At 58.7% G+C, this 23,238-nt stretch carries 22 protein-coding genes; 7 read left to right on the top strand and 15 right to left on the bottom strand.

The window, feature by feature from the left end; all coding sequences use genetic code 11:
• The 13 genes from NOR51B_RS15525 to fabV all read right to left on the bottom strand — a co-directional run.
• Positions 1-718: secretin N-terminal domain-containing protein (locus NOR51B_RS15525; RefSeq protein ID WP_326544569.1), on the bottom strand; the 718-nt coding region annotated here is incomplete at its 3' end.
• Positions 719-726: 8 nt separating this feature from the next.
• Positions 727-1,446 carry a hypothetical protein gene (locus NOR51B_RS08940; RefSeq protein WP_009019359.1) on the bottom strand — a complete coding sequence of 240 codons (720 nt, stop codon included), beginning with the start codon at positions 1,444-1,446 and terminating at the stop codon, positions 727-729.
• A complete protein-coding gene (gene gspM, locus NOR51B_RS08935) occupies positions 1,443-2,012 on the bottom strand; it encodes a type II secretion system protein GspM (protein WP_009020012.1) in 570 nt (189 codons plus the stop codon). The genes NOR51B_RS08940 and gspM overlap by 4 nt, the downstream gene beginning before the upstream one ends.
• Positions 2,009-3,016 carry a hypothetical protein gene (locus NOR51B_RS08930; protein ID WP_009021178.1) on the bottom strand — a complete coding sequence of 336 codons (1,008 nt, stop codon included), beginning with the start codon at positions 3,014-3,016 and terminating at the stop codon, positions 2,009-2,011. The genes gspM and NOR51B_RS08930 overlap by 4 nt, the downstream gene beginning before the upstream one ends.
• The gene (locus tag NOR51B_RS08925) at positions 3,016-3,819 is read right to left on the bottom strand and encodes a helix-hairpin-helix domain-containing protein (RefSeq protein ID WP_009019799.1); all 804 of its coding nucleotides are present in this window, start codon (positions 3,817-3,819) and stop codon (positions 3,016-3,018) included. Before NOR51B_RS08925 ends, NOR51B_RS08930 begins: the two co-directional genes overlap by 1 nt.
• Positions 3,816-4,445 carry a prepilin-type N-terminal cleavage/methylation domain-containing protein gene (locus NOR51B_RS08920; protein WP_009019802.1) on the bottom strand — a complete coding sequence of 210 codons (630 nt, stop codon included), beginning with the start codon at positions 4,443-4,445 and terminating at the stop codon, positions 3,816-3,818. The genes NOR51B_RS08925 and NOR51B_RS08920 overlap by 4 nt, the downstream gene beginning before the upstream one ends.
• Positions 4,445-4,837, bottom strand: a complete 393-nt coding sequence (locus tag NOR51B_RS08915) for a type II secretion system protein (protein ID WP_040481973.1) — start codon at positions 4,835-4,837, stop codon at positions 4,445-4,447. Before NOR51B_RS08915 ends, NOR51B_RS08920 begins: the two co-directional genes overlap by 1 nt.
• On the bottom strand, positions 4,824-5,315 hold the full coding sequence (locus tag NOR51B_RS08910; protein ID WP_081443928.1) for a prepilin-type N-terminal cleavage/methylation domain-containing protein: 492 nt from the start codon (positions 5,313-5,315) through the stop codon (positions 4,824-4,826). The genes NOR51B_RS08915 and NOR51B_RS08910 overlap by 14 nt, the downstream gene beginning before the upstream one ends.
• Positions 5,316-5,346: 31 nt before the next feature.
• Positions 5,347-5,784 carry a type II secretion system major pseudopilin GspG gene (gene gspG, locus NOR51B_RS08905; protein WP_040481972.1) on the bottom strand — a complete coding sequence of 146 codons (438 nt, stop codon included), beginning with the start codon at positions 5,782-5,784 and terminating at the stop codon, positions 5,347-5,349.
• 40 nt (positions 5,785-5,824) lie between these two features.
• On the bottom strand, positions 5,825-7,018 hold the full coding sequence (locus NOR51B_RS08900; RefSeq protein WP_009021448.1) for a type II secretion system F family protein: 1,194 nt from the start codon (positions 7,016-7,018) through the stop codon (positions 5,825-5,827).
• Positions 7,018-8,760 (bottom strand): GspE/PulE family protein, encoded by a 1,743-nt coding sequence (locus tag NOR51B_RS08895; RefSeq protein ID WP_009021361.1) that lies wholly within the window; start codon positions 8,758-8,760, stop codon positions 7,018-7,020. Before NOR51B_RS08895 ends, NOR51B_RS08900 begins: the two co-directional genes overlap by 1 nt.
• A 141-nt stretch (positions 8,761-8,901) precedes the next feature.
• Positions 8,902-9,729 carry an MBL fold metallo-hydrolase gene (locus NOR51B_RS08890; RefSeq protein WP_040481971.1) on the bottom strand — a complete coding sequence of 276 codons (828 nt, stop codon included), beginning with the start codon at positions 9,727-9,729 and terminating at the stop codon, positions 8,902-8,904.
• Positions 9,730-10,923, bottom strand: coding sequence for an enoyl-ACP reductase FabV (gene fabV, locus NOR51B_RS08885; protein WP_009019960.1), 1,194 nt, complete (start codon positions 10,921-10,923; stop codon positions 9,730-9,732).
• Between the two features lie 225 nt (positions 10,924-11,148).
• Between fabV and edd the strand changes: the two genes are divergently transcribed.
• From edd to pgl, 5 genes are read left to right on the top strand one after another with little or no spacing between them, the layout of a single operon-like run.
• Entirely contained in the window at positions 11,149-12,951 is a 1,803-nt protein-coding gene (edd, locus tag NOR51B_RS08880; protein WP_009020271.1) for a phosphogluconate dehydratase, read from the top strand.
• A 15-nt stretch (positions 12,952-12,966) separates the two neighbouring features.
• Positions 12,967-13,944: a glucokinase gene (gene glk, locus NOR51B_RS08875; protein WP_009019673.1), complete on the top strand. Its 978-nt coding sequence runs from the start codon at positions 12,967-12,969 to the stop codon at positions 13,942-13,944.
• Positions 13,945-13,952: 8 nt separating this feature from the next.
• Positions 13,953-14,612, top strand: a complete 660-nt coding sequence (eda, locus tag NOR51B_RS08870) for a bifunctional 4-hydroxy-2-oxoglutarate aldolase/2-dehydro-3-deoxy-phosphogluconate aldolase (protein ID WP_050759446.1) — start codon at positions 13,953-13,955, stop codon at positions 14,610-14,612.
• 11 nt (positions 14,613-14,623) lie between these two features.
• Positions 14,624-16,072, top strand: a complete 1,449-nt coding sequence (gene zwf / locus NOR51B_RS08865; protein ID WP_009019116.1) for a glucose-6-phosphate dehydrogenase — start codon at positions 14,624-14,626, stop codon at positions 16,070-16,072.
• Positions 16,065-16,754, top strand: a complete 690-nt coding sequence (pgl, locus tag NOR51B_RS08860; protein ID WP_009019425.1) for a 6-phosphogluconolactonase — start codon at positions 16,065-16,067, stop codon at positions 16,752-16,754. Before zwf ends, pgl begins: the two co-directional genes overlap by 8 nt.
• Positions 16,755-16,811: 57 nt before the next feature.
• On the opposite strand, the gene gap is transcribed toward pgl, so the two are convergent.
• Complete coding sequence (gene gap / locus NOR51B_RS08855) at positions 16,812-17,816, bottom strand: type I glyceraldehyde-3-phosphate dehydrogenase (RefSeq protein ID WP_040482487.1); 1,005 nt, start codon at positions 17,814-17,816, stop codon at positions 16,812-16,814.
• 232 nt (positions 17,817-18,048) lie between these two features.
• Here gap and hexR point away from each other — a divergent pair, with 232 nt between their 5' ends.
• Both hexR and ppc read left to right on the top strand, forming a co-directional pair.
• Positions 18,049-18,924, top strand: coding sequence for a transcriptional regulator HexR (gene hexR, locus NOR51B_RS08850; protein WP_040481970.1), 876 nt, complete (start codon positions 18,049-18,051; stop codon positions 18,922-18,924).
• Positions 18,921-21,533 (top strand): phosphoenolpyruvate carboxylase, encoded by a 2,613-nt coding sequence (gene ppc, locus NOR51B_RS08845; protein ID WP_009019567.1) that lies wholly within the window; start codon positions 18,921-18,923, stop codon positions 21,531-21,533. The genes hexR and ppc overlap by 4 nt, the downstream gene beginning before the upstream one ends.
• An 8-nt stretch (positions 21,534-21,541) precedes the next feature.
• Here the strand turns inward: ppc and NOR51B_RS08840 are convergent, their stop codons facing one another.
• Complete coding sequence (locus NOR51B_RS08840) at positions 21,542-23,230, bottom strand: dihydrolipoyllysine-residue acetyltransferase (RefSeq protein ID WP_009019049.1); 1,689 nt, start codon at positions 23,228-23,230, stop codon at positions 21,542-21,544.
• Positions 23,231-23,238 lie beyond the last annotated feature (8 nt).

Here is a 23,238-nt window from a genome sequence, read left to right as displayed (position 1 = left end):
CCGTCAATTGCCGCTGGGTACCCGCCAACATCAATAGGTTGCGCTTGTTATCAATGCGCAGAAAAGCGCGCTCATCCGCCAGCGGCTTCAGGATCTCGGCCATTTCACCGGCGCTGATAAACTGTAAAGGTATGACAATCGTGCTGTAGCCCGCGGCGATTTCATCGGGCCCGGCAATGCTGGGCACCAGCTTACTCGCCGCCTGGGAGCTGCTGACAATAAACCGGCCGTCAACACCGCGGATCAGAAAGACATTGTTGGCTTTGAGCAGCGATTCGAGTACGCCGAGTAATTGATCTCTCGGGATCGGCGTGCGAGTGCGTAAGGTCACGGTGCCGGGGATCGGGCCATCGACCAGATAATCCACTTCGAGGATATCCGACAGGATGGCGTGGGTGACCTCCTTGAGCGGTGCATTTTCAAACGCCAGCGTGACATCGTCACCGACAAACCGCACCGGCTTCTCGGACTCGGGCAAATCGACCAGCTGATCGTTGCCCCGGTATTTCACCGACTCGGGGGTCGGCACCTTGTCCGCCTCTACATTGTCATCAGCCAGACTCCTGGCGCTAGTCGCCAGCGGCTTCTCTGCGTTGACCAGTTGCTCCTCAACGCCACCCTTATCGCGCTGGCCGGCGCAGCCGAGCACCGCGAGCACGAGCACTGAAACCAGCGTAGTTCGCACCACGGTCACAGACACCTCCGAAGATCGTCGCATTTTGGTCATCATTGTCCTGTCCCGTAGCCGCCGACGGTGAGACCACCACCGGCGTTATTGTTTGAAGTCGGCGCCTGCTCGGCTGTTCCACCTTCGGCCGTCGCGGCATCATTTTGGGTAGCGGCCTCTGAGCCTACACCGTCCGCCCCCTCCACATCAGGACCTGCTGGACTGAACACGCTTACCGCGGGTGTTGTCACCTCCAGATCAAGATAATCCACCCCGCCACCGCTGCTGAATTCGACGCGACGGCCGTCAACACCTTGCAGTGTCCAACCCTTGATCGCTTCGCCAGAACGGACGCGCGTGAGCTTTCCGTCGACACTGGCAATTACCCCCAGCGAATCGCCGACGCCAAAGACGCCCCGCACCTTCACACCCTTAAGACGTTTGGCCGACGGCGCTTTTTCCACAGGCTTACTGGCCGCTATCGCATCCGCGGGATCGAGCGAGGTGCGCGATTCCCAAAGCAGTGGCCGCGCCAGGATAGTTGCCGACCCCTCATCATCCACCAGGAATGGGCGCAGCGACTCGGATACCTCGAGGGAATCCGCCGCCGGCGGCAGTGGGTCCGGCCCCGAGCTGATAACCAGCGACAGCGTACCAAGCACAATCCAGAACAGCAGCACCGCAGCCAGTATGACCACGACGAGCTCCAGACGACGCTCCGAGCGCAATGGGTCCTCAGCCACGCGATAGCGGGCTTTCAGCGCTTCCATACCGATCATAGCGCTGACCTCACCGACATCAATTGCATCGATACCGTCAGTGTCTGCTCCGGGGTCTGACCTCTGCGATTCGACTGACGGTTGGGAAACAGGTCGAAGGCCTCGACAAAAATCAGTGGCCTGAAGGCGCTGATTGATGAAAGCGCCTGATCGAGCTGCGCCAGTTCGCCGCGGGCTACGATTTTGACCGCAATATAGTCGAATCGCTCCTGTCGGCGGATTTCCAGTACCTGACTATTGGTAATTTCGAGGCCCGCGTCGGCAAGCACTCGACGCGCCTCGGACTGAAGCGCGGCGGCCACCGTCTCCGACCCGCTACCCGAGGGGTAGATCTGATCAGCGACCTGGCCACCCACCGAGTCCAGTTCGGCCTGCAGTGCCGACTCGAACTCGATGAGCCCGCGCATGCGCGCCAGCCGGGGTTCAATGGCATCGATTTGATCCCGATAATCACCGCCCACGGAAACCAGCGAACCTACCAGCGAAAAAAACAGATAGAGGGGAAGCACCAGGGTTGCCCCTACGAACAGTGCAGAGCGACGGTGGTTACGCAGCCAGGCTTTCATGGCGTCCCCTCCGAAAGCTCGATATCCAGATAAAACTGCTCCACTCCCGTGTTGCCCATGGAACGAATCGCCTGTGGCGCGGTGACAGAGGCGTAGGCGGGCAGCTCGATCAGCGACTGCATGAGTGCCGCGCCGTCAGCGCCTCGACCGCGAAGGCGTATTTCTCGGCCATTTTGCGTGAACTGACTGATATAGGCCGTGTCGGGAACATGCTCGGTGAGTCTAAGCAGTTCGCCGTGTGGGTTGGGGAATGCCCCAACCAAGGCATTGAGCTGAGAAACGACCGCGTTGGTTTCAGCAAGCCTGTCGCGCAGCTCCATCGCGGCCCTGGCCTCCTGCAGGGTCTCGGTTTGGGCGGCCTCCAAACGCGACAACTTCCAGCCGCTAAATACCGCCGATATCGCGACGATGGCCACGATCAACAGGGCGGCGGCCAACAGCATCAGCCCCGATTTCACCAGGCGCGCACGGTAGGCGATTTCACGCTGGTCTTCGCCGAACCCGGCAACCACCACCCAGCTGTCGGCCACCGGCGCCCAGATCTCCCGCACCGAAGGGTCATGAATATCCCGGGTATGGCTCAGGAAACTCATGACCGCACCCCGGGAGACAATGACCAGATCGACGCACAGTGTGCCCTGCTCGTCCTGGGACGCTCGCCAACCGTAGGCGGTATCGTCCACCGCAAACGGTGAACTGGCCGACACCTCCAGCGCGACGGCAGAGGCAATATCGGCAATTGCCGACGAAGGCAGACTGAGTGTTCGATGCAATATCAGGGAATCCGGCAGCGGGATGGCGCGCTGGGGGACCGCTTCAACATCCACTTTCCGACCGGCCTGCCAGGTTTCTTCCCCGGCGTCGGTTTCCAGGGTGACCCGGCCGTCGAGATAGCGCCGTATGGGCGAATCGTCGCCGAACAACAGATCCTGCCAGGCGGCCAGCCACAGGCGCCCGTAATCACGGACGTCATGACCGAACAACATGAATTGGTTCGTCGCCATTAGCTCTGCCTCCGCCCGGCCAATGGAATGGCGGCTTCGCTGCGGCGGACGGTCCAGGGCAGGACCGAATAGCTGGACTGGTCAGGAGTGACCCACCGACGACGCAGCCACTGCTGATCGCCCACGGTGACCACCGCATCAATCCTCAGCGCGCCCGTTGCCGGCTGACCGCCGGGCTCGTCAAGCAAACGGCCCTCACCAGACAGCGCGGCTTCGAGGTCGGCCATGACGTCGCCACCGACTGTCTGGGCACCTCCGGAGCTACCCAGCAAGTCGTCGACAACAATAAAATCACGCACCGCGTCGTAAACGCCGCGATCGACACCGGGAACCCGCAACAGATCCTCCAAACCAAAAAGTGAGTGGGCACCACGACCGCTTGCGCCATCGCGATAGCGTACCACGGCGGTGGCCAGCGCCCTCGGCGACGGCGCGGTTTCCGGCAGCGAAACGCCGCTGAACAGCTGCTCCAGGTCACGCAACTTCGCCTTGCTCACATTGACCAGAAAAGTGGCCGGCAGCAATCGCACCTCAACCGAGTAGTCGCCAATCCGCTGTCGGCTGATGCGCGATCCACTCTCCTGACCTGAACGCTCATTGGCGAACCGGTCCGCCAGCGCCAGACTGATGGCGCCATCACCGGCGGCAGTGGCCTGTGCCCGAAAATAATGCAATTGCGCCATCCGTGAATCGACACGCGCCTCAGCAACAATACCGGCTACCAAAAGCGACATTCCCGCGATAAACCAGACAACGACCGCGAGTGCGACACCGCGCTGGGTTGAAGAAACACTGCCTCTCATCGCTGAACCCGCATAATCAGGTCGGGCCAGAACTTACCACCGGCCGCGATCACCAGCCGCACCATACTGGGAGCCTCGTCGGTAGGTTCATTAACCAGCCAATCCGCCTCGGGCTGTGACCGATGTGCAATCTCGAAGGTATCGACTCCGCTCAATACCGTGCGTGAGGGGGATTCTGACCAGTCGTCGGGTTCCAAATTCCCCTCGGGTTCCTGCCATTGCAACACCAACTCATCATCCTTTTGCGCCAGCCGTAAAAAGTAGCTGCCGCCATAGGCCTCGCCAAAAAGCACCTTTGAGCGCCACTCCACCGCTTCGTCACGAACGCGGAAAAAAGCAACCGGGGTTTGGGTTTGATACCCGCCTACCGTGAGCCCACTGCTGCCACCGCTCTCACCGCCCACCACCGAATTTTCCATGGCATCGCGCAGAAAGGAGCTGACACTGCGCATCTCGTCGATACGATCGGTCATGGTATTCAGCGTACCGGCGGTATTACCCAGTGTGCGAAACCCCGTCACCGTGGTCAGCATGACCAGCGACAACACCGCCAGCGCCACGACCACCTCGACGAGCGTAAATCCTTGCTGTATGCCAGCGCCCAGGGAACCTTTAGCACGATGCATCAGAACCGCCCTCGGGGCACATAACCCTCGACCACCGATTGCAGGCGCACCCGGCGGTCGCGATAGCCATCGGCCCAGGCCACCGTCACTTCAATCTCCTGCAACGTGCCCTCGCGAAGCCCACCGCGATCGATCGAAGCGGGCCGGGAGGCCACCTGCCAGAGGAACCCGCCCTCGGTCTCACCCGCCTTGTCTACACCCTCCACAGGAATCTGTCCGTGCTCGGCGAGCACCGATCGCGCCAGTTCCACCGCATAAGCATAGCGCTCATCGGCACGGACGTTGCGCGTGGCGCCACCGGCCGCTTCGTAAAGCCCGCCCAGCGCGATGCCGAGGATGGCAATCGCCACCATCATCTCGAGGAGAGAGAATCCACGCTCACGCCGCGGCATCGGCACTCACCAATCGCACTCGACCAATCAGCCAGTCAACGGCAATCGATATCACGACGCCGTTTTCTCTTCGAATATCCACACCGCCGCCACTGGCGCCGCCATCGGGGTAAAAACGGATCACCCCCGCGGCATCGGTATTCAGCTCTGCCGCCGAATTCACGCTCAGCTGGACCTCGCGTTCAAACTGAGCGGTCCGCTTCCCGAAGCGCACGGTTTTGGCGTTGGGCTCCACAACCACATCCTGGGCAACGCCCTGTGCAATAGCCGCGTGACGAGCCGATTTGAGCAGCGTAATCGTCTCGCGCACCGAACTCCTGAACTGCATCGACTCGTAAAACTTGATCGACTGGGGCACGGCCACCGCCATCACAAGACCGACAATAGTGATTGCGGCCACCACCTCGATGAGGGTGAACCCGTCAGGACCGCCTTGAGGCCGGCGGGTTAACGCGCTTTGTGGGGGTGAAAAGTGCATCAGGCAATCCAGTTGCAACCAGGCTCAGCGCCTAATCCCAGTTATTGACGTCGGCATCTTCACCGTCGCCACCGGGCACACCATTCTGGCCATAGCTGAAGATATCGATCTCCGCCTTTTGACCCGGGTATTTGTAGGTGTACTCGCGGTTCCAGGGATCGAGCGGAACCTTGCCGCCCTTAAGATAAGGGCCATTCCAACCGGTGGCGTCCCCGGGCTTGCTGACCAGGCTGCTCAGCCCATTCTCGGTGGAGGGGTAACGCCCCACGTCCAGCTTGTACATTTCAAGGGCCTGCTCGAGATCCTTTATTTGTATTTTGGCGGTTTTGGTTTTGGCGCCACCCAGTTGATTGAGCACCTGTGGTCCCACAAGACTGACCAGCAGCCCGAGAATCGCCAGCACCACCAGCAGCTCCATCAGCGTAAACCCTCTACTGTGCCGTCGCTGTCTCGTGGTCAATGCCATCATCGTTTTACTCCCGTAATCCATTGTGTGGTAACCCGCCCGATCACAGCGCGAGGTCGTTGACAGAAAGAATACCCATCAGAATCGAGATAATGATGAGCGCAATAATGAAACCCATGGTCAGGATCAGCACGGGCTCGAGCAATGTCAGCAAGCGCTTGATGCCCGAAGCGACATGCTCTTCGAAAACTTTGGCCAACTCCAGCATCATGCCATCGAGACTGCCCGACTCCTCGCCCACTCGAGTCATCTGAATCACCATAGGAGTGAACATCTCGGTCTCCTCAAGCGCTACCGACATGCGCCTACCCGATTTTACCGCCGGTGGCAGCACCTGCAGGGCCTCCTTCAACGGCACACTGCCCACGGTATCGATAGCGATCTGAATAGCCTTCAATAGGGACACGCCGTTACCCAGCAATGTCCCGACCGTGCGCGCAAACTTGGCCATCTCGTACTCAAAGGCGATACCCCCCGCCACGGGCAGACTCAGCAGTCGACGATCCAGCGCCGCTTTCCCTTCCGGACTTTTCGCCCAGCGCTGGAACAACACACCGGCAATAGCGATAACGATCAGCAGCGCGAAACCCCAGGCCTTGATAAATTCAGCCGCGCCCACCACCGCTTTGGTCATGGGGGGTAGCGCGTCACCCATGTCGGCAAATAAAGTCTCAAACTGCGGTACCACGAAGCCCAGCATGACAACAATAGAAATAACCGCCACGACCAACAGTATCGCCGGATAGATCAGCGCAGAAATCACCGAGTCCCGGGTAGTTTTGGCGCTTTCCAGATGCTCGACCAGACGATCAAGCACCGAAGACAGCTGACCACTCGCCTCACCGGCACGCACCATACTGAGATAAAAAGTGCCAAAGGACGCCTCGAAGGGCTGCAACGCAATAGATAAGGCCTTGCCGCCCTTCACCGACTTCAAGACCTCGCTGATTACCGCACGCATTCTCGGCTGACCGTCCATGTCGATAAGGACCTTGAGCGCGCGATCGAGGGAGAGTCCCGCGCGAAGCAGCGTCGACAGCTCTGAAGTCATCGACAGGATTTCCTGGCGGCTGGGCGGACGCTCGCTGTCAACAATGCGGGCCCCGCTTTCAACGTTAAGGGGCGTGAGCCCCTTCGCACGCAGAGCGCGAGATGCGGCATCGAGGGCATCGGCTTCGATAGTCCCCTGAACCGATTTACCGTCGCGGCCAACCGCCCTGTAGGAAAACGCGGGCATCAGGCCAGCGCCGTCTCGTGGCTGCGATCCACCGCGGTGAGCGCGGGCATTTCCTCGTCGGCACTCTGGTCTTGTGTGACCCGCATGACTTCCTCGAGGGAGGTCTGGCCCGCAACCACTTTGCGCAAACCATCCTCATACAGCGTAATCATGCCCTGCTTGCGGGCCGCGCTGTGCAGCGTGGTTGCATCCGCACCGGTCATGATCACCCGGTGCATTTCTTCGTCGAGCAGGAACAGTTCATGGATCGACGTCCGCCCGATATACCCGGTGTGCCCACAGTGGCCGCAACCCTGTGCCTGGAACACCTCGCGCTGCCCTTCTTTGAGGAAGCGGCGAAGCCCGTATTGCTGGATGGCGGTATCGGTAAGCGCAACCGGCTCTTTACAGCTTGAACACAAGGTTCGCACCAGGCGCTGCGCCAGCACTCCATTCACCGACGACGTGATCAGGTAGCGCTCAACGCCCATATCCTCGAGGCGGGTTATGGCACCCGACGCTGTGTTGGTATGCAATGTTGATAACACCAGGTGACCTGTAAGCGCTGACTGGACGCCAATTTGCGCGGTCTCGGTATCGCGCATCTCACCGATCATGATGATGTCCGGATCCTGGCGCAAAATGGCCCGCAACGCCCGGGCAAAGGTCAGCTCGATTTGCGATTGCACCTGAATCTGGTTAACGCCCTGAAGCTGGTACTCCACGGGATCCTCAACCGTGATGATTTTTACCGTTTCGGCGTCGAGGGAGGCCAATGAGGCGTACAGCGTGGTGGTCTTACCCGAACCGGTCGGTCCGGTCACCAGCAACACGCCGTGGGGACGCGCGAGCAACGATCGGTAGCGCTCCAGCGTATCCTCGGAAAAACCCATGTCGCTGAGACTCAAGCGAATGCTTTCGCGATCGAGTACGCGCATGACAATACTTTCGCCGTGAACCGTGGGAATCGTGGAAACACGAAGATCGAGTTCATGGCCCTTGACCCGCGTCATGATGCGTCCGTCCTGGGGTAAACGACGTTCGGCAATATTCATCCCCGACAGGAGCTTTATACGCGATGCGATCGCCGGAGCGAGATCGGCCTGGGGCGCATCGGGCTGGTCCTGAAGCACACCATCCACCCGGTAGCGCAGCTGCAGACCCTCATCGAAGGGTTCGATATGGATGTCTGAGGCGGACAGATCGACCGCTCGGTGTATTAACTGATTAACCAGCCGGATTACAGGGGCCTCGCTGGCCAGATCCTTCAGGTGCTCGATGAATTCGTCGTCGCTCTGCCCGGCAAATCGGTCCCCAAACTCGTCTTCTTCACCGTCGTCGTTCTCAGCCAGGCGCGCCTCGAGCGCTTTGGCAATATCGGTTTCCAGCCCAAACACCACCTCGATCGACTTACCCGTGGCCATCGCCAGCGCCTTCTTGATAAACGGATCCTGGGGTGCGGTGGCGGCAAAAACCAGGGCATGCTCTGCGGCGGACACGGGCACGACCTGATTGCTGATCAGAAAGTCGGGGGATACATCCGCGAGCTCCACTGGCGCCTCGGGGTAATCACCGGCGAGCAGCAACGGGATCTCAAGCTGTTCGGACAGGGCCTGTGCCATATCGAGCTCGGATACCAGGCCGAGCTTGACCAGAACCTGGCCTATCCTGTCGCCCATTTCGCGCTGGGCAAGCAGGGCGCGCTCAATATCCCGCTCCGATACCTTGCCCGCATCGATCAGGATCTCGCCGATTTTCCGCATACTAAAACTCCGCTCGATTTGGGAAGGTGTGGCTGGACCACAGCGCTGCCCGTCTTAGATAACGACTGAACGCACCGATCTAATCCCGCGAAAACTAAAGAAATACTACCATTACGAGGGCCGCCAGACGACGCCTTTCATTCAGACCAGCGCGTGCCAGACACCGGCTTTATCAAGGGCACGGCCGTCCTTTTCGAGCTTGATGAGGTGTGCGCGCAGCGACAGCGCTGCCCATTGGTAGAGCGAGGGGTCGGTATCGTCGTAGACGACAGGAACCAGGTCATCGACGGAACAGGGACTCAATCCGTCGAGCGCCGCAAACACCTTTGCTTCGCGCATCAGCCGATGCCGAACCAGCTTGGCCACCTCGGCACGGCAGTCCTCGATTAATTCTCCATGGCCTGGAGCGATCCGGCGTACATCGTAATCCAGCAGTCGCTCCAGCGACTGAATGTAGGCTTTCATGTCACCGCCGGGGGGTACGATGACCACCGTGGACCCATTCATGATGTGATCGCCAGCGAAGACAATCCCCTCCTGATCAAGCAGGTAGCAAAAATGGTTGTCGACATGCCCCGGGGTGTGAATCGCCGTCAGCGACCAATCCTCGGCTTCAATCGTGCTGTCGTGGTCGATTGCCCAATCCGGGTGAAAGGTCAGATCCTGATGCTGATCATCTTCGGTCAGCGAGCCCACCAGTGCCGCCCCGGTATGCTTGGCGAGTACCGCCGCGCCCGGGGAGTGGTCGGGGTGGGTGTGCGTGCACACAATCCAGCGCAGGTGATCGCCCACGGCCGCTTCGATCGCTGCGATATGCTCGGGGATCGCGGGGCCAGGATCGATAACCGCCACGTCTCTGCTACCCACAAGATAGGTATTGGTGCCGGGGCCGGTCATTGGCCCTGGGTTTGGCGCTACGATCCGACGCACCAGCGGTGTCAGCTGGACCACTTCTCCGTAGGGCTGCATTCAGGAAACCAGTTTCGGGATTGGGACCACGGGGTCCACATCAGCCTCGTAATCCACGCCATCGACCTCGAACCCGAACAGCTGAAGAAACTCCTGTCGGTAGCCCTCAAAATCGGAGAGCTCATGGAGATTGTCGCTGTCAATCTGCGACCACAGGCCCCCCACTTCAGCCTGCACCGCCGGATCCAGCTCAAGATCATCGGCCCGCAGTCGGCCCTCAGCATCAGGACCCGAAGCGTCGCCGTAAAGCGAATCACGGAATAGCCGATCGACCTGCTCGATACATCCCTCATGAATGCCTCGGGCTTTCATCACCTTAAACAGAATAGCCAGGTAAATGGGCATCGCCGGTATCGCGGCACTGGCCTGGGTCACCACGGCCTTCAGCACCGAGACCCGCGCATCACCACCCCGTGCTGCCAGCCGCTCGCGAATGTCTATCACACGCTTGTCGAGATCCTGCTTCGCCGCACCGATAGTGCCGTGCCAATAAATGTCCCAGGTGATCTTCTCACCAATATAGGTATAGGCGGTGGTCCTGGCGCCATCGGCCAGAACCCCCGCCTCGTCCAGCGCGTCAATCCACATCTGCCAGTCTTCCCCACCCATTACCGCAACGGTGTTGTCGATCTCTTCCTTACTGGCGGGCTCAAGGTGATACTCCTGTATCGTCCCCTTATCGGTATTCACGCCTTTTTGGGTAGTGGCGGAACCGATCGGCTTAAGGGTCGAGGTGAATACTTCACCGGTATCGGGATGTGTTCGTCGAGGCGCCGCGAGGCTATAAACCACCAGATCTACCTGCTCGAGATCGCGCTTGATAAGATCGATCACCTGCGCTTTGACCTCACGACTAAAGGCATCACCGTTAATGCTTTTCGCATAAAGGCCCGCCTGACCAGCGGCGGCGTGAAAGGCCGCCGAGTTATACCAACCTGCCGTGCCAGGCTTCTTTTCAGTGCCTTCTTTTTCAAAAAATACACCCACGGTACTGGCCTTACAGCCGAAGGCGGCGGTAATACGCGACGCCAGGCCGTAACCCGTCGACGCACCGAGCACCAGAACCCGCTTTGGACCACCCGCAATGGTCCCTTTGGACTGAACGTATTCGATTTGCCGGCGCACATTTTCAGCACAGCCCACAGGGTGGGTCGTGGTGCAGAGAAAACCGCGTACTCGAGGTTTGATGATCATTGCCGTCCCTTTCGCCTCGCGTTGTTATGGGGGAATATGATTGCAGAGAGAGTCTACCACGGGGCACAGATCACCAAACGCTGACGACAAGATGCCAATGGACAGTACTTAAAGTATTCGACGTCTGCATATAATGTAATAAAACTACATATATTGGCAAAGCACTGTCTAACTCACTTATTTTATGCTTTTATTACGAATAAATCGTAATAACGGGGCCACATCATGCATCCCACTATCGAAGCCGTAACACGAGACATTGAACGCCGCAGCAGCGATCTGCGTGACGATTATCTGGGGATGATTGACCAGATGGGCGCCAATCCCGTGGACAGGAAACAGCTCAGCTGCGGCAACCTTGCCCACGGGTTCGCCGCCTGCAGCAGCGATGACAAGGCCACCATCAAAATGATGGAAGCGGCCAATGTGGGCATTGTGACCGCCTATAACGACATGCTGTCCGCCCACCAGCCCTACGCCCCCTACCCCGACCTGATCAAAGCTGCAGTAAAACAGGTGGGCTCAACAGCGCAGGTCGCGGGCGGCGTACCGGCCATGTGCGACGGTGTTACCCAGGGCCAGGACGGTATGGAATTGAGCCTGTTCAGTCGCGATGTGATTGCCCAGGCGACGGCGGTATCGCTGTCCCACCAGATGTTCGACGCGGTCGTCATGCTGGGCATTTGTGACAAAATTGTTCCCGGCCTGCTCATCGGTGCACTGCAGTTCGGGCATCTGCCCGTAATGATGATTCCAGCGGGCCCCATGCCCAGCGGCCTTCCGAACAAGGAGAAAGCCCGGATTCGTCAATTATTCGCCGAGGGGAAAATTGGCCGCGACGAGTTGCTGGAGGCAGAAAGTGCGTCTTATCACTCTCCCGGCACCTGTACTTTTTACGGTACCGCAAACACCAATCAAATGATGGTCGAGGCGATGGGCCTGCAACTGCCCGGAAGCTCTTTCGTCAATCCGGGCACCGAACTTCGCGACAAACTGACCGAGTTCGCTGCACAGCAGGTGACACGCATTACAGCCCTGGGTCGGGATTATCGTCCAATGGCACATATCGTTGATGCGCGCGCCCTGGTGAATGCGCTGGTCGCGCTCCTCGCCTCGGGCGGGTCAACCAACCACTGCATACACCTGATTGCGATCGCCAGGGCCGCGGGCTACCGAATGAACTGGTCGGACTTTGACGCCGTGTCCAGGGTGACACCGTTGCTGGCGCGCATCTATCCCAATGGCAACGCCGACGTCAATCACTTCCATGCGGCAGGGGGCACACCGCTTCTCTTCACAACCCTGCTCAATGCCGGACTCATGCACCCCGATGCAAAAACCTGCCTGGGCGAACATTTCGCCGACTTTGTCGCGGAGCCGGGTCTGGATTCGGCGCAGATCGAATGGAACAAAGGTATTACCAAAAGCCTTGACGCCAACATCATCTCGGACATCGACAACCCCTTCGCCCCTGAGGGCGGGGTGCGCCTGCTCGAAGGCAACCTGGGCCGCAGTGTGATTAAGATTTCCGCGGTGAACCCGGAACATTGGCGCGTCCGCGCACCCGCTGTTGTGATCGACGACCAAAACGACCTCAAGGCACTGTTCGAGGCGGGCGAGTTGGATCGCGACTGCGTGGTCGTGGTTCGCTTTCAGGGGCCCGCGGCGAACGGCATGCCCGAGCTGCATAAACTGACGCCAATGCTCGGCGTACTTCAGGATCGCGGATTTCAGGTGGCGCTGGTCACCGACGGGCGTATGAGTGGTGCCTCGGGCAAGGTACCCGCTGCAATTCACCTTACGCCCGAAGCGGTAAGCGATGGGCCGATTGGCAAAGTCCACAACGGCGACATCATTACCCTCGACGCCCACACGGGCGATTTGACTTTGGAAGTTGATGACGCGAATCTGAGCGCAAGAGTGGCCGCGGGCCAGCCGGAGCAATCACGTACCGTGGGTAGGCATTTGTTCGGAAACAGTCGCGCCCAGGTCAGTGATGCGGAGAGCGGCGCATCCTTTTTATTCTGACCGGAGTGACTGACGATGAGTGAGGCCACCCAATGGCATCTGGTCGGCGATATCGGCGGCACCAACGCACGCTTCGGACTTTTTTTCGACGATCCCAACCAAGCCACCGACATTGCCAGCTACCGCGTCGCTGACTTCCCGACCTTCACAGGCGTCCTGCACCAACTTATGGCCGATGCGGAACGATTAGACCATGTCGAGGGACCACCCGCCTCAGTGTGTCTCGCCGTTGCAGGCCCGCCCCATGGGGACACCATCAGCTTTACCAACAGCCCCTGGCGCTTCAGCATCGGCATGGTGGAAGCGTGCACCGGCGCGCCGCGGGTTCGCGTCATTAATGACTTTGCCGCAGTCGCCCGCGCACTACCCGCACTCTCCGCTGAGGATCTCGAACAGATCGGTGAAGGGCATCAACAACCCGGCGCAACACAAGTCGCACTGGGGCCCGGTACCGGCCTGGGGGTAGCCGCATTGGTGCCCGGCCTCGATGGACGCCCAAGCGTGGTTCACGGCGAGGGGGGGCATGTCGATTTCGCTCCGGTCACCGATGTCGAAATTGAAATCTTCAAACGATTGCGGGCGCAGTTTGGCCGAGTATCCATAGAGCGACTGCTGTGTGGCGATGGTATCGTCAACCTGTACCGGGCGCTGTGCGACATCCATGGCGTCGCCGCCCAGAAGACCAGCGCAGGGAACATTGGCAGCGCCGCGCAGCAAAACAGCGATCCCATCTGTGCTCAAACCCTGCGGACGTTTTTCACCCTGCTCGGCTCCAGTGCCGGAAACTTCGCCCTGTCGTTTGGCGCGCTGGGTGGCGTTTTTATCGCCGGTGGAATTGCGCCGCGATACGTCGACCTGCTGCGTCAGAGTGAATTCAGGGCACGCTTTCTCATGAAGGGTCGCCTCGCAGACTACCTGTCCACAATTCCCACTTTTTTAATCACTCGCCCCAATATCGGCCTGCTGGGTGCAGCGCTGTCACTTACCGATTGAGTTTACCTATGCCCCTACCGCTGTCTGACTATGAATTCGTCTCTCGTGCACCCGTTGTGCCCGTAATGGTGATTGAACACCTCGATCACGCCGTACCCATGGCCGAAGCGCTGGTGGCCGGCGGGCTGACGACACTTGAAATCACCTTGCGTACTGACTGCGCGCTCGATGCGATTAAAGCGATCAGCGCAGCCCTTCCTGACGCTGACGTCGGTGCGGGTACGGTGTGTAATCGTGAGCAGTTCACTGCCGCCTGCGAGGCCGGTGCGCGCTTTATCGTTTCACCGGGTTCCTCGGCCGCACTATTCAAAGCCAGCAGAGAAAGTGGCGTGCCCCTGCTCCCCGGTGCAGTGACGGCCAGCGAGGTCATGGCTGCGCGAGACGCGGGTTTTCCCGTCATCAAGTTTTTTCCTGCCGAATCTTCGGGAGGCGCTGCCGCAATCAAGTCATTTCAGGGGCCTTTCGCCGACACGCTTTTCCTGCCTACCGGCGGGATCGGCCTGAGTAATCTCTCTGAATACCTCGCCCTCGATAATGTTGCAGCGGTGGGCGGCTCCTGGGTGCTCCCAAGTAGCGCCGTCAGAGCGGGTCAGTGGGCCGAGGTCTCCAAGCTGGCTGGCGAAGCAGTCATCACAGCCAATGCTATAACAAGTCAGCAAATCGTCTGAGGATTTTTGTTATGCAACCTGTCGACCTCGTTATATTTGGCGCCTCCGGCGATCTCTCGGCGCGCAAGCTGTTTCCCGCCCTGTTCCAACTGTTAAAGGCGGGGCTACTGCCGGAAGACCTTCGTATTGCCGCCATTGCCCGCGACGAAGTGAGTAAAGAGGCTTTTCTTGAGGTGCTGCGGGAGCGGTTCACCTCCCGCATGGGCGAGTACGCCCCCGACGATGATGAGTGGCAGCGCTACAGCGAACACTTCGCTTATATTGCCGCGGATTTCAGTGTTATCGATCAGTACTCGGCACTGAAAGACTGGCTCGATGACGCACGGATCAGCCTGTTTTATCTGGCCACGCCCCCCAGCCTGTTTGCGCCAATTTGTTCAAACCTCGATGAGGCCAATTGCCTGACCGGAGACTGTCGAATCGTTCTGGAGAAGCCGATTGGCGAATCCCTGGAGACATCCCGACACGTCAATAACACCCTGGCCAAGCACTTCGATGAGTCATCAATCTATCGAATCGATCATTACCTCGGCAAAGAGACCGTACAAAACCTGCTGGTGCTGCGCTTTGCCAACCGCTTCATCAACTCCCAGTGGGACCATTCCTGCATCGATCACGTGCAAATAACCGTCGCTGAAACGGTGGGTATCGAAGGTCGCTGGTCTTATTACGACAACGTCGGACAGATGCGCGACATGGTACAGAACCACCTGATGCAACTCCTCTGCCTGGTCGCCATGGAGCCACCCAACTCACTGGATGCCGAGAGTATTCGTGATGAGAAAGTGAAAATCGTGAAAGCGCTACGCACCATAGACGCCAGCACGGTAGACGAACACCTGGTCCGGGGCCAATACAGCCGGGGTTGGAGTGTTGGCAATGCAGTGCCCGGCTATCTGGAGGAGCCCGGCTGCAAGGCCAGCACATCGAACACCGAAACTTTCGTCGCCATCAAGGCCCATATTGATAACTGGCGATGGGCTGGGGTGCCCTTCTACCTGCGCACCGGCAAACGCATGGCCGAAAAGGTCACCGAGATCATTATTCACTACAAAGAACTACCCCATAATATTTTTGGCAGAGGGCGGAATTTTCCGAATGCATTAATCATCCGTCTGCAGCCTGACGAGGGCATTGAGATGGCCATGGTCTCGAAACGGCAGAGCCTCAAAGACAAACTGGCACTGCAAACCCACACGCTCAACTTTGATTTTCGCGATGGCGACGAGTCGGAACGTATTCCCGACGCCTACGAACGCCTGTTTCTTGATGCCATCAATGGCGATCAGTCGCTGTTTGTCGGTCGTGAAGAGATCGAGGAATCCTGGCGCTGGGTTGACGGCCTGATTAAGGCAAGCGAAGCGCAGAGTGTTGATGCCAAGTCCTATCACGCCGGCTCCTGGGGTCCCGCTAAAGCAGAAATTCTGATCGAAAAAGACGGTAGAAGCTGGCATGTCTGAGTGGCACCACTTCGAAACCACGGCAGAGCTCGATTCGGCGCTGGCCGAGCAGGTCGCCAACATTCTTACTGATGCGGTAAGTGCCAATGGCATCGCCCGCCTGGTCGTGTCTGGCGGCAGCACGCCCATCGGTTTTTTTCATGAATTGTCGGCGCTGCCTTTGCCCTGGTCATCGATCTCGATAATGCTCGCCGATGAGCGCTGGGTGGCCCTGGATCACAAAGACAGCAACGAGGCGATGGTCCGGCGCGAGCTACTCGCGGGCGCCGCCAAAGAGGCCAACTTTTTCTCGCTCAGCGCCGACTTTCCCGACCCGGTAAAAAATCTCGACCGCGTGAACTCCGTAATGGGCGAATGCCCTGCCTTCGATATCGTCATATTAGGTATGGGTAATGATGGTCATACGGCGTCGCTCTTCCCCTGTGCCGACGAATTGAACGAAGGCGTCAGCACGGCGGCTCCCGCACTGATGGTTCACCCGAAAACCGCGCCCCACGCGCGGATAAGCCTGTCCAAAGCGCGTATCCAGAATACTCGCCATGGGTTTATACATATCGCCGGTAGTGATAAACGCCAGATACTCGAGCAGGCTGTGATCGATAACGACCCGCTCGCCGCGCCCGTGGTTAATTTCGTGGCTGGCCCAACGCCCTTTTCAATCTACTGGGCGCCAAAAAACTGATTGCGATTTTGCTGCTGCCCCGGGGATCAACCAGGGCTATCTGTCAGAGCCCTCCAATTATTGGCCCACCAATACCAGCGCGGTGTCCAGCATTCGGTTTGAAAAGCCCCACTCGTTGTCGTACCAGGCCAATACCTTGACCAATCGGCCATTAACGCGGGTGTGATTGGCATCAAAATTACTCGAAGCCGGGTTGTGATTGAAGTCCACAGAGACCAGCGGCTGCGCGTTGTACTTCAGCACGCCGTGCCCATCTTCATCGGCCGCTGCTTTCATAATGGCGTTAATTTCTTCAAGTGATGTTTCCCGAGACGCACTGAACGTGAGATCGACCAGTGACACGTTAATGGTCGGAACTCGAACCGCCATACCATCGAGTCGCCCCGCCAGTTCAGGAAGTACCAACGCGATAGCGGCCGCTGCGCCGGTTTTGGTGGGAATTATGCTGCTTGTTGCCGAGCGGGCGCGATAGGGATCCGCGTGATACACATCAATCAGATTCTGGTCGTTGGTGTAGGCATGAATCGTCGTCATCAATCCCGTCTCCAGACCCACGGCATCGTGCAGTGGCTTGACCAACGGAGCCAGGCAATTAGTGGTGCAGGAGGCATTGGAGACAATCTGTTCGCTGCCCGTCAGCGCGTCATGATTGATGCCATAAACCACCGTCGCATCAACGTCTTTGCCCGGCGCAGACAACAATACTTTTTGGGCACCGGCTTCCAGGTGCGCGACTGCCGCAGAACGCGAATTGAAATGTCCCGTGCACTCAAATACGACATCGATCCCCAGATCGCCCCAGGGTAGCTTTGCGGGATCACGCTCAGCAAAGACCACAATGTCCTCATCGTCGATGTGAATCTGGTTATCGCTGTATGACACCTCATGATGGAAGCGCCCGTGCGTCGTATCGAACTGAAGCAGGTGGGCATTCATCTCGGGCGGTCCCAAATCATTGATGGCGACGACCTTAATAGCCGCCGCCATCTCGGGCCGCTCAAATCTCGCCCTGAGCACGTTACGGCCGATACGACCAAAACCGTTGATGGCAACCCTGATCATGAAAACTCCCTTCTCTGCTTCCCAATAACACCGGCGCTCATTGAGCATCAGCGCTTTAAACGTTTTATTACCACGATAGTGACCATACACCCCGATGCTGTCAATATTATGTTGTTTTTATTACGTATTCTTCGTGGTAAATTGGCAAACAATCGGCGTTAAAGACGGTAAGTCACCGATTCGCGTAGTATTTTTACAGAAAAATCCTAAAAACAGTGACGGACAATCATCTATGGCATATGACATCAATCTGCTCGAAGACATCAATCAGTCCCTGCCGGGCCTGAACAAGTCCGAAGTCAAGGTTGCCCAAGCGATTCTGTCCGACCCCGACGCTGCCACCCGGATGAGTATCGCTTCACTGGCGAGCCGGGCCGGCGTCAGTGAACCCAGCGTCAATAGATTCTGCAAGCGGTTTGGTGCCAGCGGCTTTCCGGATTTCAAACTGCGACTGGCAACATCAATGGTCTCAGGAGTCCGCTACATCAGTCGCGCTGTCGAGTTTAGTGATGACATCGATACCTACCCCGGGAAGCTATTTGACAACGCCATCAGTGCGCTGGTCGCCGCAAAGGAACAGCTACCAACCGGTGATATCGCACGGGCTGTGGATTTTCTCGCTCAGGCCAGGCGCATTCATTTTTTTGGTCTGGGCACCTCCGCGGCCGTCACCAAGGACGCCGAGCACAAGTTTTTTCGTTTCAACGTACCCGTGACCAATCATCAGGACCCTCTGATGCAGAGAATGCTGGCTGCGGCGGGTAGCGTGGGAGACGTCTTCTTCATCATCTCGCATACGGGGCGAACCCGTGCGCTGGTCGAGGTCGCGGAGCTGGCGCGACAGACCGAAGCGACGGTGGTATCGCTCACCGCTCCGCAGTCACCGCTGGCGCAGGAAAGTGATTGCGCCATCACGCTCACCATTGGCGAAAATACGGAAGAGTATCTGCCGATGACATCACGACTGGTTCAGCTGGCGGTCATAGACGTCCTGGCGACGGGAGTCACACTGCGTCGTGGCGAGCGCTTTTTGCCGCATCTCGCACGAATCAAGGACAGCCTTAAAGCCACCCGTCTCAAGCCAGGCTATGCGGAGTCCACCGAATGAGCAACGCAATAGACAACCGTCAATTGCGCGCCAATGTGCGTTTCCTGGGCGAAACACTGGGCAATATCGTCCGGGAAAGCGAGGGCGAGGACCTATTTCAAACGGTTGAAAAAATAAGACTGTGCAGCAAAGATTCAATGGCGAGCGACACCCTCGACGAACTTTACTCGCTACTGCAAACACTGGACGACAACACCATTCTCAGCATCGCCAGCGCCTTCAATCAATTCCTGAACCTTGCCAATATTGCTGATCAATACCACTCGGTTTCTTCCGCGACGAAGCTGCATTTCTCGGCGCGCGCGACACTGGATAAAGCGATTACCGATTTACGCGACACCCGCACCAGCGAGGAAATCACCGCGGCCCTTGAGGCACTCTCGATCGACCTCGTTCTGACGGCCCACCCCACTGAAATCACGCGGCGGACACTGATACACAAGCACCGTGAGATAACGCGATGCCTGCGACAACTTGATCCACCCACCAGCGAGGATGAAGAGGCGGGAGTCCGGCGTCGGATCGCCGAGCTGGTGACTCAAATCTGGCACACCCATGAATTTCGTACCGATCGACCAACGCCAGTCGATGAGGCTCGATGGGGCTTTGCCGTCATCGAAAATTCGCTTTGGGACGCCGTCCCCGCCTTTCTTCGCGATGTCGACCATACCTGTGGTGTGCATGGCTTACCCGCACCCACAGCGCAATGGAGCCCGATACAGATTTCGAGCTGGATTGGCGGAGATCGGGACGGCAACCCCAACGTGACCGCAAGCGTCACCGAGGAAGTATTGCTCCTCGCCCAGTGGCAGGCCTGCGACCTGTTTTTACAGTCGGTATCGGCACTGGTAGAGGAGTTGTCGATGACCTCCTGCTCAGCGCAGCTTCAGCGCGAGACCGGTCATGCGCGGGAACCCTACCGTGCCCTGCTCAGACCACTGCGAGACACACTGCGCTCCCAACTGGATGCGCTCGATGACGCCATTGCAAACAATACACCTGCACCGACTGCCCTGACCCAATCGACCCTTGAAGACCCACTGCTGGCTTGCTACGCATCGCTTAACGAGTGCGGCATGCAGTGCATCGCAGACGGCACCCTGCTCGACACCATTCGCAGAGCGAGCTGCTTCGGCCCGCATCTGATAAAACTGGACATTCGCCAGGAGAGCAGCCAACACACGCAGGCACTGTCAGAACTGACCCGCGCGCTCGATATTGGCGACTATGCCGACTGGGACGAGCGGAGGCGCTGCGAATTTTTGCGCGCGGAATTACTCAATCGACGGCCGCTGATCCCGAGAGAATGGCATCCGGGCGCCGTTGCCAGCGAAGTCCTGCGTACTTTTGAAACCATTGCGTCAACCCCCCGAGAAGCGCTGGGCAGCTATGTGATTTCGATGGCATCCGAGCCTTCGGACATCCTCGCCGTGCAGTTACTGCTCAAGGCGACGGGTTGTCCGATTGATATGCCCGTAGCGCCCCTTTTTGAAACCCTCGCGGATCTTGATAACGCACCGAGAGTCATCGGCGAACTTCTCGAGGACGATGACTATCTCAGACGTACCGGTGCAGAGCTGGTCGTTATGATCGGCTATTCGGACAGTGCGAAGGACGCCGGAATGCTGGCGGCCGGCTGGGCTCAATACCGGGCACAGGAGGCGTTGCTCAAGGTCTGCGAACAGCACCGTGTGGGGTTAACCCTGTTCCACGGTCGCGGCGGCACCATTGGCCGCGGTGGAGCGCCGGCACAGCAGGCGCTACTTTCTCAACCGCCGCACTCCCTGCAGAATGGCTTACGGGTGACCGAACAGGGCGAAATGATCCGCACCAAACTGGGAGTGAAATCATTGGCCATTAATACCTTCGGCCAATACGCGAGCGCCGTTCTCCGCGCCAACCTGCAACCACCACCGGCGCCTGAACCCGAGTGGAGGCGGTTAATGGACCGACTGGGAGAAGACTCCTGTGCGGCCTATCGTCACTGGGTCCGCGAAGAGCCAAACTTCGTCTCCTATTTTCGACAGGCAACGCCCGAACAGGAACTGGCCAGCCTCCCGCTGGGATCTAGGCCGTCACGGCGTCGCTCCGATGGCGGAATCGAGAGTCTGCGTGCGATTCCCTGGATTTTCGCCTGGTCGCAAAATCGATTGATGCTACCCGCCTGGCTTGGCGCGGGATCGGCGCTCCAATCTGCCATCGATAAAGGCCACCTTGCCACGCTAAGAACAATGGCGACACAGTGGCCGTTTTTTGCGGCCCGCCTGTCCATGCTGGAAATGGTGTTTGCCAAAGCCGATCTCAGTATCTCCGAGCTGTATGACCAGATGCTGGTAGTCGATGAGTTAAAGCCGATTGGCAACGCCCTGCGACAAGCACTCAACGAGGATTGCTCTACGCTGCTTGGGCTACTCGAGCAGGAGACACTGCTTGAGCACGAACCGTGGGGAATGGAGTCGATCAACCTGCGCAATGTATACGCCTATCCACTGAACCTGTTACAGGCCGAGTTATTGCGCCGGGTGCGCGAAACCCATGACCCGGCCGTCGAGCAGGCACTCATGGTGACGATTGCCGGCGTTGCAGCGGGGATGCGCAACACCGGCTGACGGCTCGATCAGAGAAGAATACGCCGCAGGTCGCCGAGCAACCCCACTAGATCGGTCAAGAAGCGACCGGCGTCACCTCCGTTAACCACCCTGTGGTCGTAGGACAGTGATAACGGCAGCAGCGTGCGCGGCACAAACTGGGCGCCATCCCAGACCGGCTGCTCGGACGCTCGGCTGACACCCAGGATGGCCACTTCCGGCGTGTTAACGATAGGCGTAAAGCCCTTTCCACCAATGTTACCCAGACTGCTGACACTGAAAACGCCACCCTGCATCTGATCGGGCCTCAGCTTCTTGTCCCGAGCCAGAGTCGCCAACTCAATAACCTCCTCTGCCAACTCCCAGAGCGATTTTTTATCCACATCACGCACTACCGGCACTACCAGACCCGCCGGAGTATCGACCGCCATACCAATATGGCAATACGCCCTGTGGACCAATGTGTCGCCACCATCAGCAAGCGAACTCTTAAGCTTTGGGTGAGCGTTCAGCGCGGCCGCGCAGGCTTTCAATAGAAAGGGTATCGGCGTGATCCGTGTGCCTCGCTGCTCAGCCTCTGCCTTGAGTGATTTCCTGAAGGTCTCCAGATCGGTAATGTCTGCATCATCAAATTGCGTAACATGCGGCACGTTCAACCAGGCGCGCTGCATGTTGGCTGCGGTCAGTTTATCCAGACGGCTTCGAGGCTGGGCGTCGACCTCACCAAACTTGGCGAAGTCGGTCCCGGGCACCTGGGGTATGCCTGCACCCGCGGGACCACCCGGCTCCTTCTTCAGTGAGCCGCTGACAAACTGATGCAGATCCTCTTTGAGAATACGTGACTTCGGGCCAGACCCCTCGACGTTGCCAAGGTCAATACCAAACTCCCGGGCCAGCTTGCGCACGGCCGGACCGGCATAGGCCAAATCACCCGTGGAGGAGTCTGCAGTAGCCGGCCCGGCAGCTGGCTCGGCGGCTGGCTCGGCGGCCGACTGACTCGCCGCTGGCGGTGTAGATTCGACCGCCGTATCGTCTGGTTTTGCAGGCTCTTCCGGAGACCCGGGCTTCGGCTCAGGGGTCGCTGGACTCGCGGCCTTTACCCGCAACCTGACAATGTCGGTTCCCTGACGCACCTGCTCGCCGGACTTCACAAGGATCTCGGTAACCACACCGGCCTCAGGTGCGGGCACTTCCATCGACGCTTTATCTGATTCGAGTACGACGAGGGAATCGCCCTCCTCCACGGCATCACCCTCAGCAACAACGATTTCAATCAGCTCAACATCGTCGTCAGTACCAATGTCCGGGACTGGCACAAGACGCTCTTGATCCTCTGCGGGGGCGTCATCTGCACCTTCCTCCGCCGCGTCCTCCTCCGCATCTTTTGACGCTGTCTCTGGCGCAGATTCGTTGTCGCTGGGGGCTGCCTCGGTGTCCGCTTCGGTGTCCGCTTCGGAAGGCTCGGCGGCACTTGCCGACTCGCCGGTATCGGCCACCAGGATAATATCGCCCTCCGACAGCGCATCACCCACGGCGACTTTCAGCTCAACAACCGTACCACTATGGCTTGAGGGAATTTCCATCGATGCCTTGTCGGATTCGAGCACGATGAGGCTCTGCTCCTGCTCGATTGCGTCACCGACGGCGACCAGGACCTCGACCACTTCGGCGCCCTCGGCGCCGCCAATATCAGGAACCGTAATATTTGTTTTCGACACGATCAGTC

The sequence above is a fragment of the Luminiphilus syltensis NOR5-1B genome (genome assembly GCF_000158175.1).
Lineage (GTDB): Bacteria > Pseudomonadota > Gammaproteobacteria > Pseudomonadales > Halieaceae > Luminiphilus > Luminiphilus syltensis.
Note: the sequence above shows the minus strand (reverse complement) of the source record. Positions and strands in the feature narration are given on the sequence as shown.

Bases quoted from the DNA above. Each gene is read 5' to 3' on its own strand.
- NOR51B_RS08940 (WP_009019359.1), bottom strand. From the start codon at position 1,446: ATGATCGGTATGGAAGCGCTGAAAGCCCGCTATCGCGTGGCTGAGGAC.
- gspM (WP_009020012.1), bottom strand. From the start codon at position 2,012: ATGAAAGCCTGGCTGCGTAACCACCGTCGCTCTGCACTGTTCGTAGGG.
- NOR51B_RS08930 (WP_009021178.1), bottom strand. From the start codon at position 3,016: ATGGCGACGAACCAATTCATGTTGTTCGGTCATGACGTCCGTGATTAC.
- NOR51B_RS08925 (WP_009019799.1), bottom strand. From the start codon at position 3,819: ATGAGAGGCAGTGTTTCTTCAACCCAGCGCGGTGTCGCACTCGCGGTC.
- NOR51B_RS08920 (WP_009019802.1), bottom strand. From the start codon at position 4,445: ATGCATCGTGCTAAAGGTTCCCTGGGCGCTGGCATACAGCAAGGATTT.
- NOR51B_RS08915 (WP_040481973.1), bottom strand. From the start codon at position 4,837: ATGCCGCGGCGTGAGCGTGGATTCTCTCTCCTCGAGATGATGGTGGCG.
- NOR51B_RS08910 (WP_081443928.1), bottom strand. From the start codon at position 5,315: ATGCACTTTTCACCCCCACAAAGCGCGTTAACCCGCCGGCCTCAAGGC.
- gspG (WP_040481972.1), bottom strand. From the start codon at position 5,784: ATGATGGCATTGACCACGAGACAGCGACGGCACAGTAGAGGGTTTACG.
- NOR51B_RS08900 (WP_009021448.1), bottom strand. From the start codon at position 7,018: ATGCCCGCGTTTTCCTACAGGGCGGTTGGCCGCGACGGTAAATCGGTT.
- NOR51B_RS08895 (WP_009021361.1), bottom strand. From the start codon at position 8,760: ATGCGGAAAATCGGCGAGATCCTGATCGATGCGGGCAAGGTATCGGAG.
- NOR51B_RS08890 (WP_040481971.1), bottom strand. From the start codon at position 9,729: ATGCAGCCCTACGGAGAAGTGGTCCAGCTGACACCGCTGGTGCGTCGG.
- fabV (WP_009019960.1), bottom strand. From the start codon at position 10,923: ATGATCATCAAACCTCGAGTACGCGGTTTTCTCTGCACCACGACCCAC.
- edd (WP_009020271.1), top strand. From the start codon at position 11,149: ATGCATCCCACTATCGAAGCCGTAACACGAGACATTGAACGCCGCAGC.
- glk (WP_009019673.1), top strand. From the start codon at position 12,967: ATGAGTGAGGCCACCCAATGGCATCTGGTCGGCGATATCGGCGGCACC.
- eda (WP_050759446.1), top strand. From the start codon at position 13,953: ATGCCCCTACCGCTGTCTGACTATGAATTCGTCTCTCGTGCACCCGTT.
- zwf (WP_009019116.1), top strand. From the start codon at position 14,624: ATGCAACCTGTCGACCTCGTTATATTTGGCGCCTCCGGCGATCTCTCG.
- pgl (WP_009019425.1), top strand. From the start codon at position 16,065: ATGTCTGAGTGGCACCACTTCGAAACCACGGCAGAGCTCGATTCGGCG.
- gap (WP_040482487.1), bottom strand. From the start codon at position 17,816: ATGATCAGGGTTGCCATCAACGGTTTTGGTCGTATCGGCCGTAACGTG.
- hexR (WP_040481970.1), top strand. From the start codon at position 18,049: ATGGCATATGACATCAATCTGCTCGAAGACATCAATCAGTCCCTGCCG.
- ppc (WP_009019567.1), top strand. From the start codon at position 18,921: ATGAGCAACGCAATAGACAACCGTCAATTGCGCGCCAATGTGCGTTTC.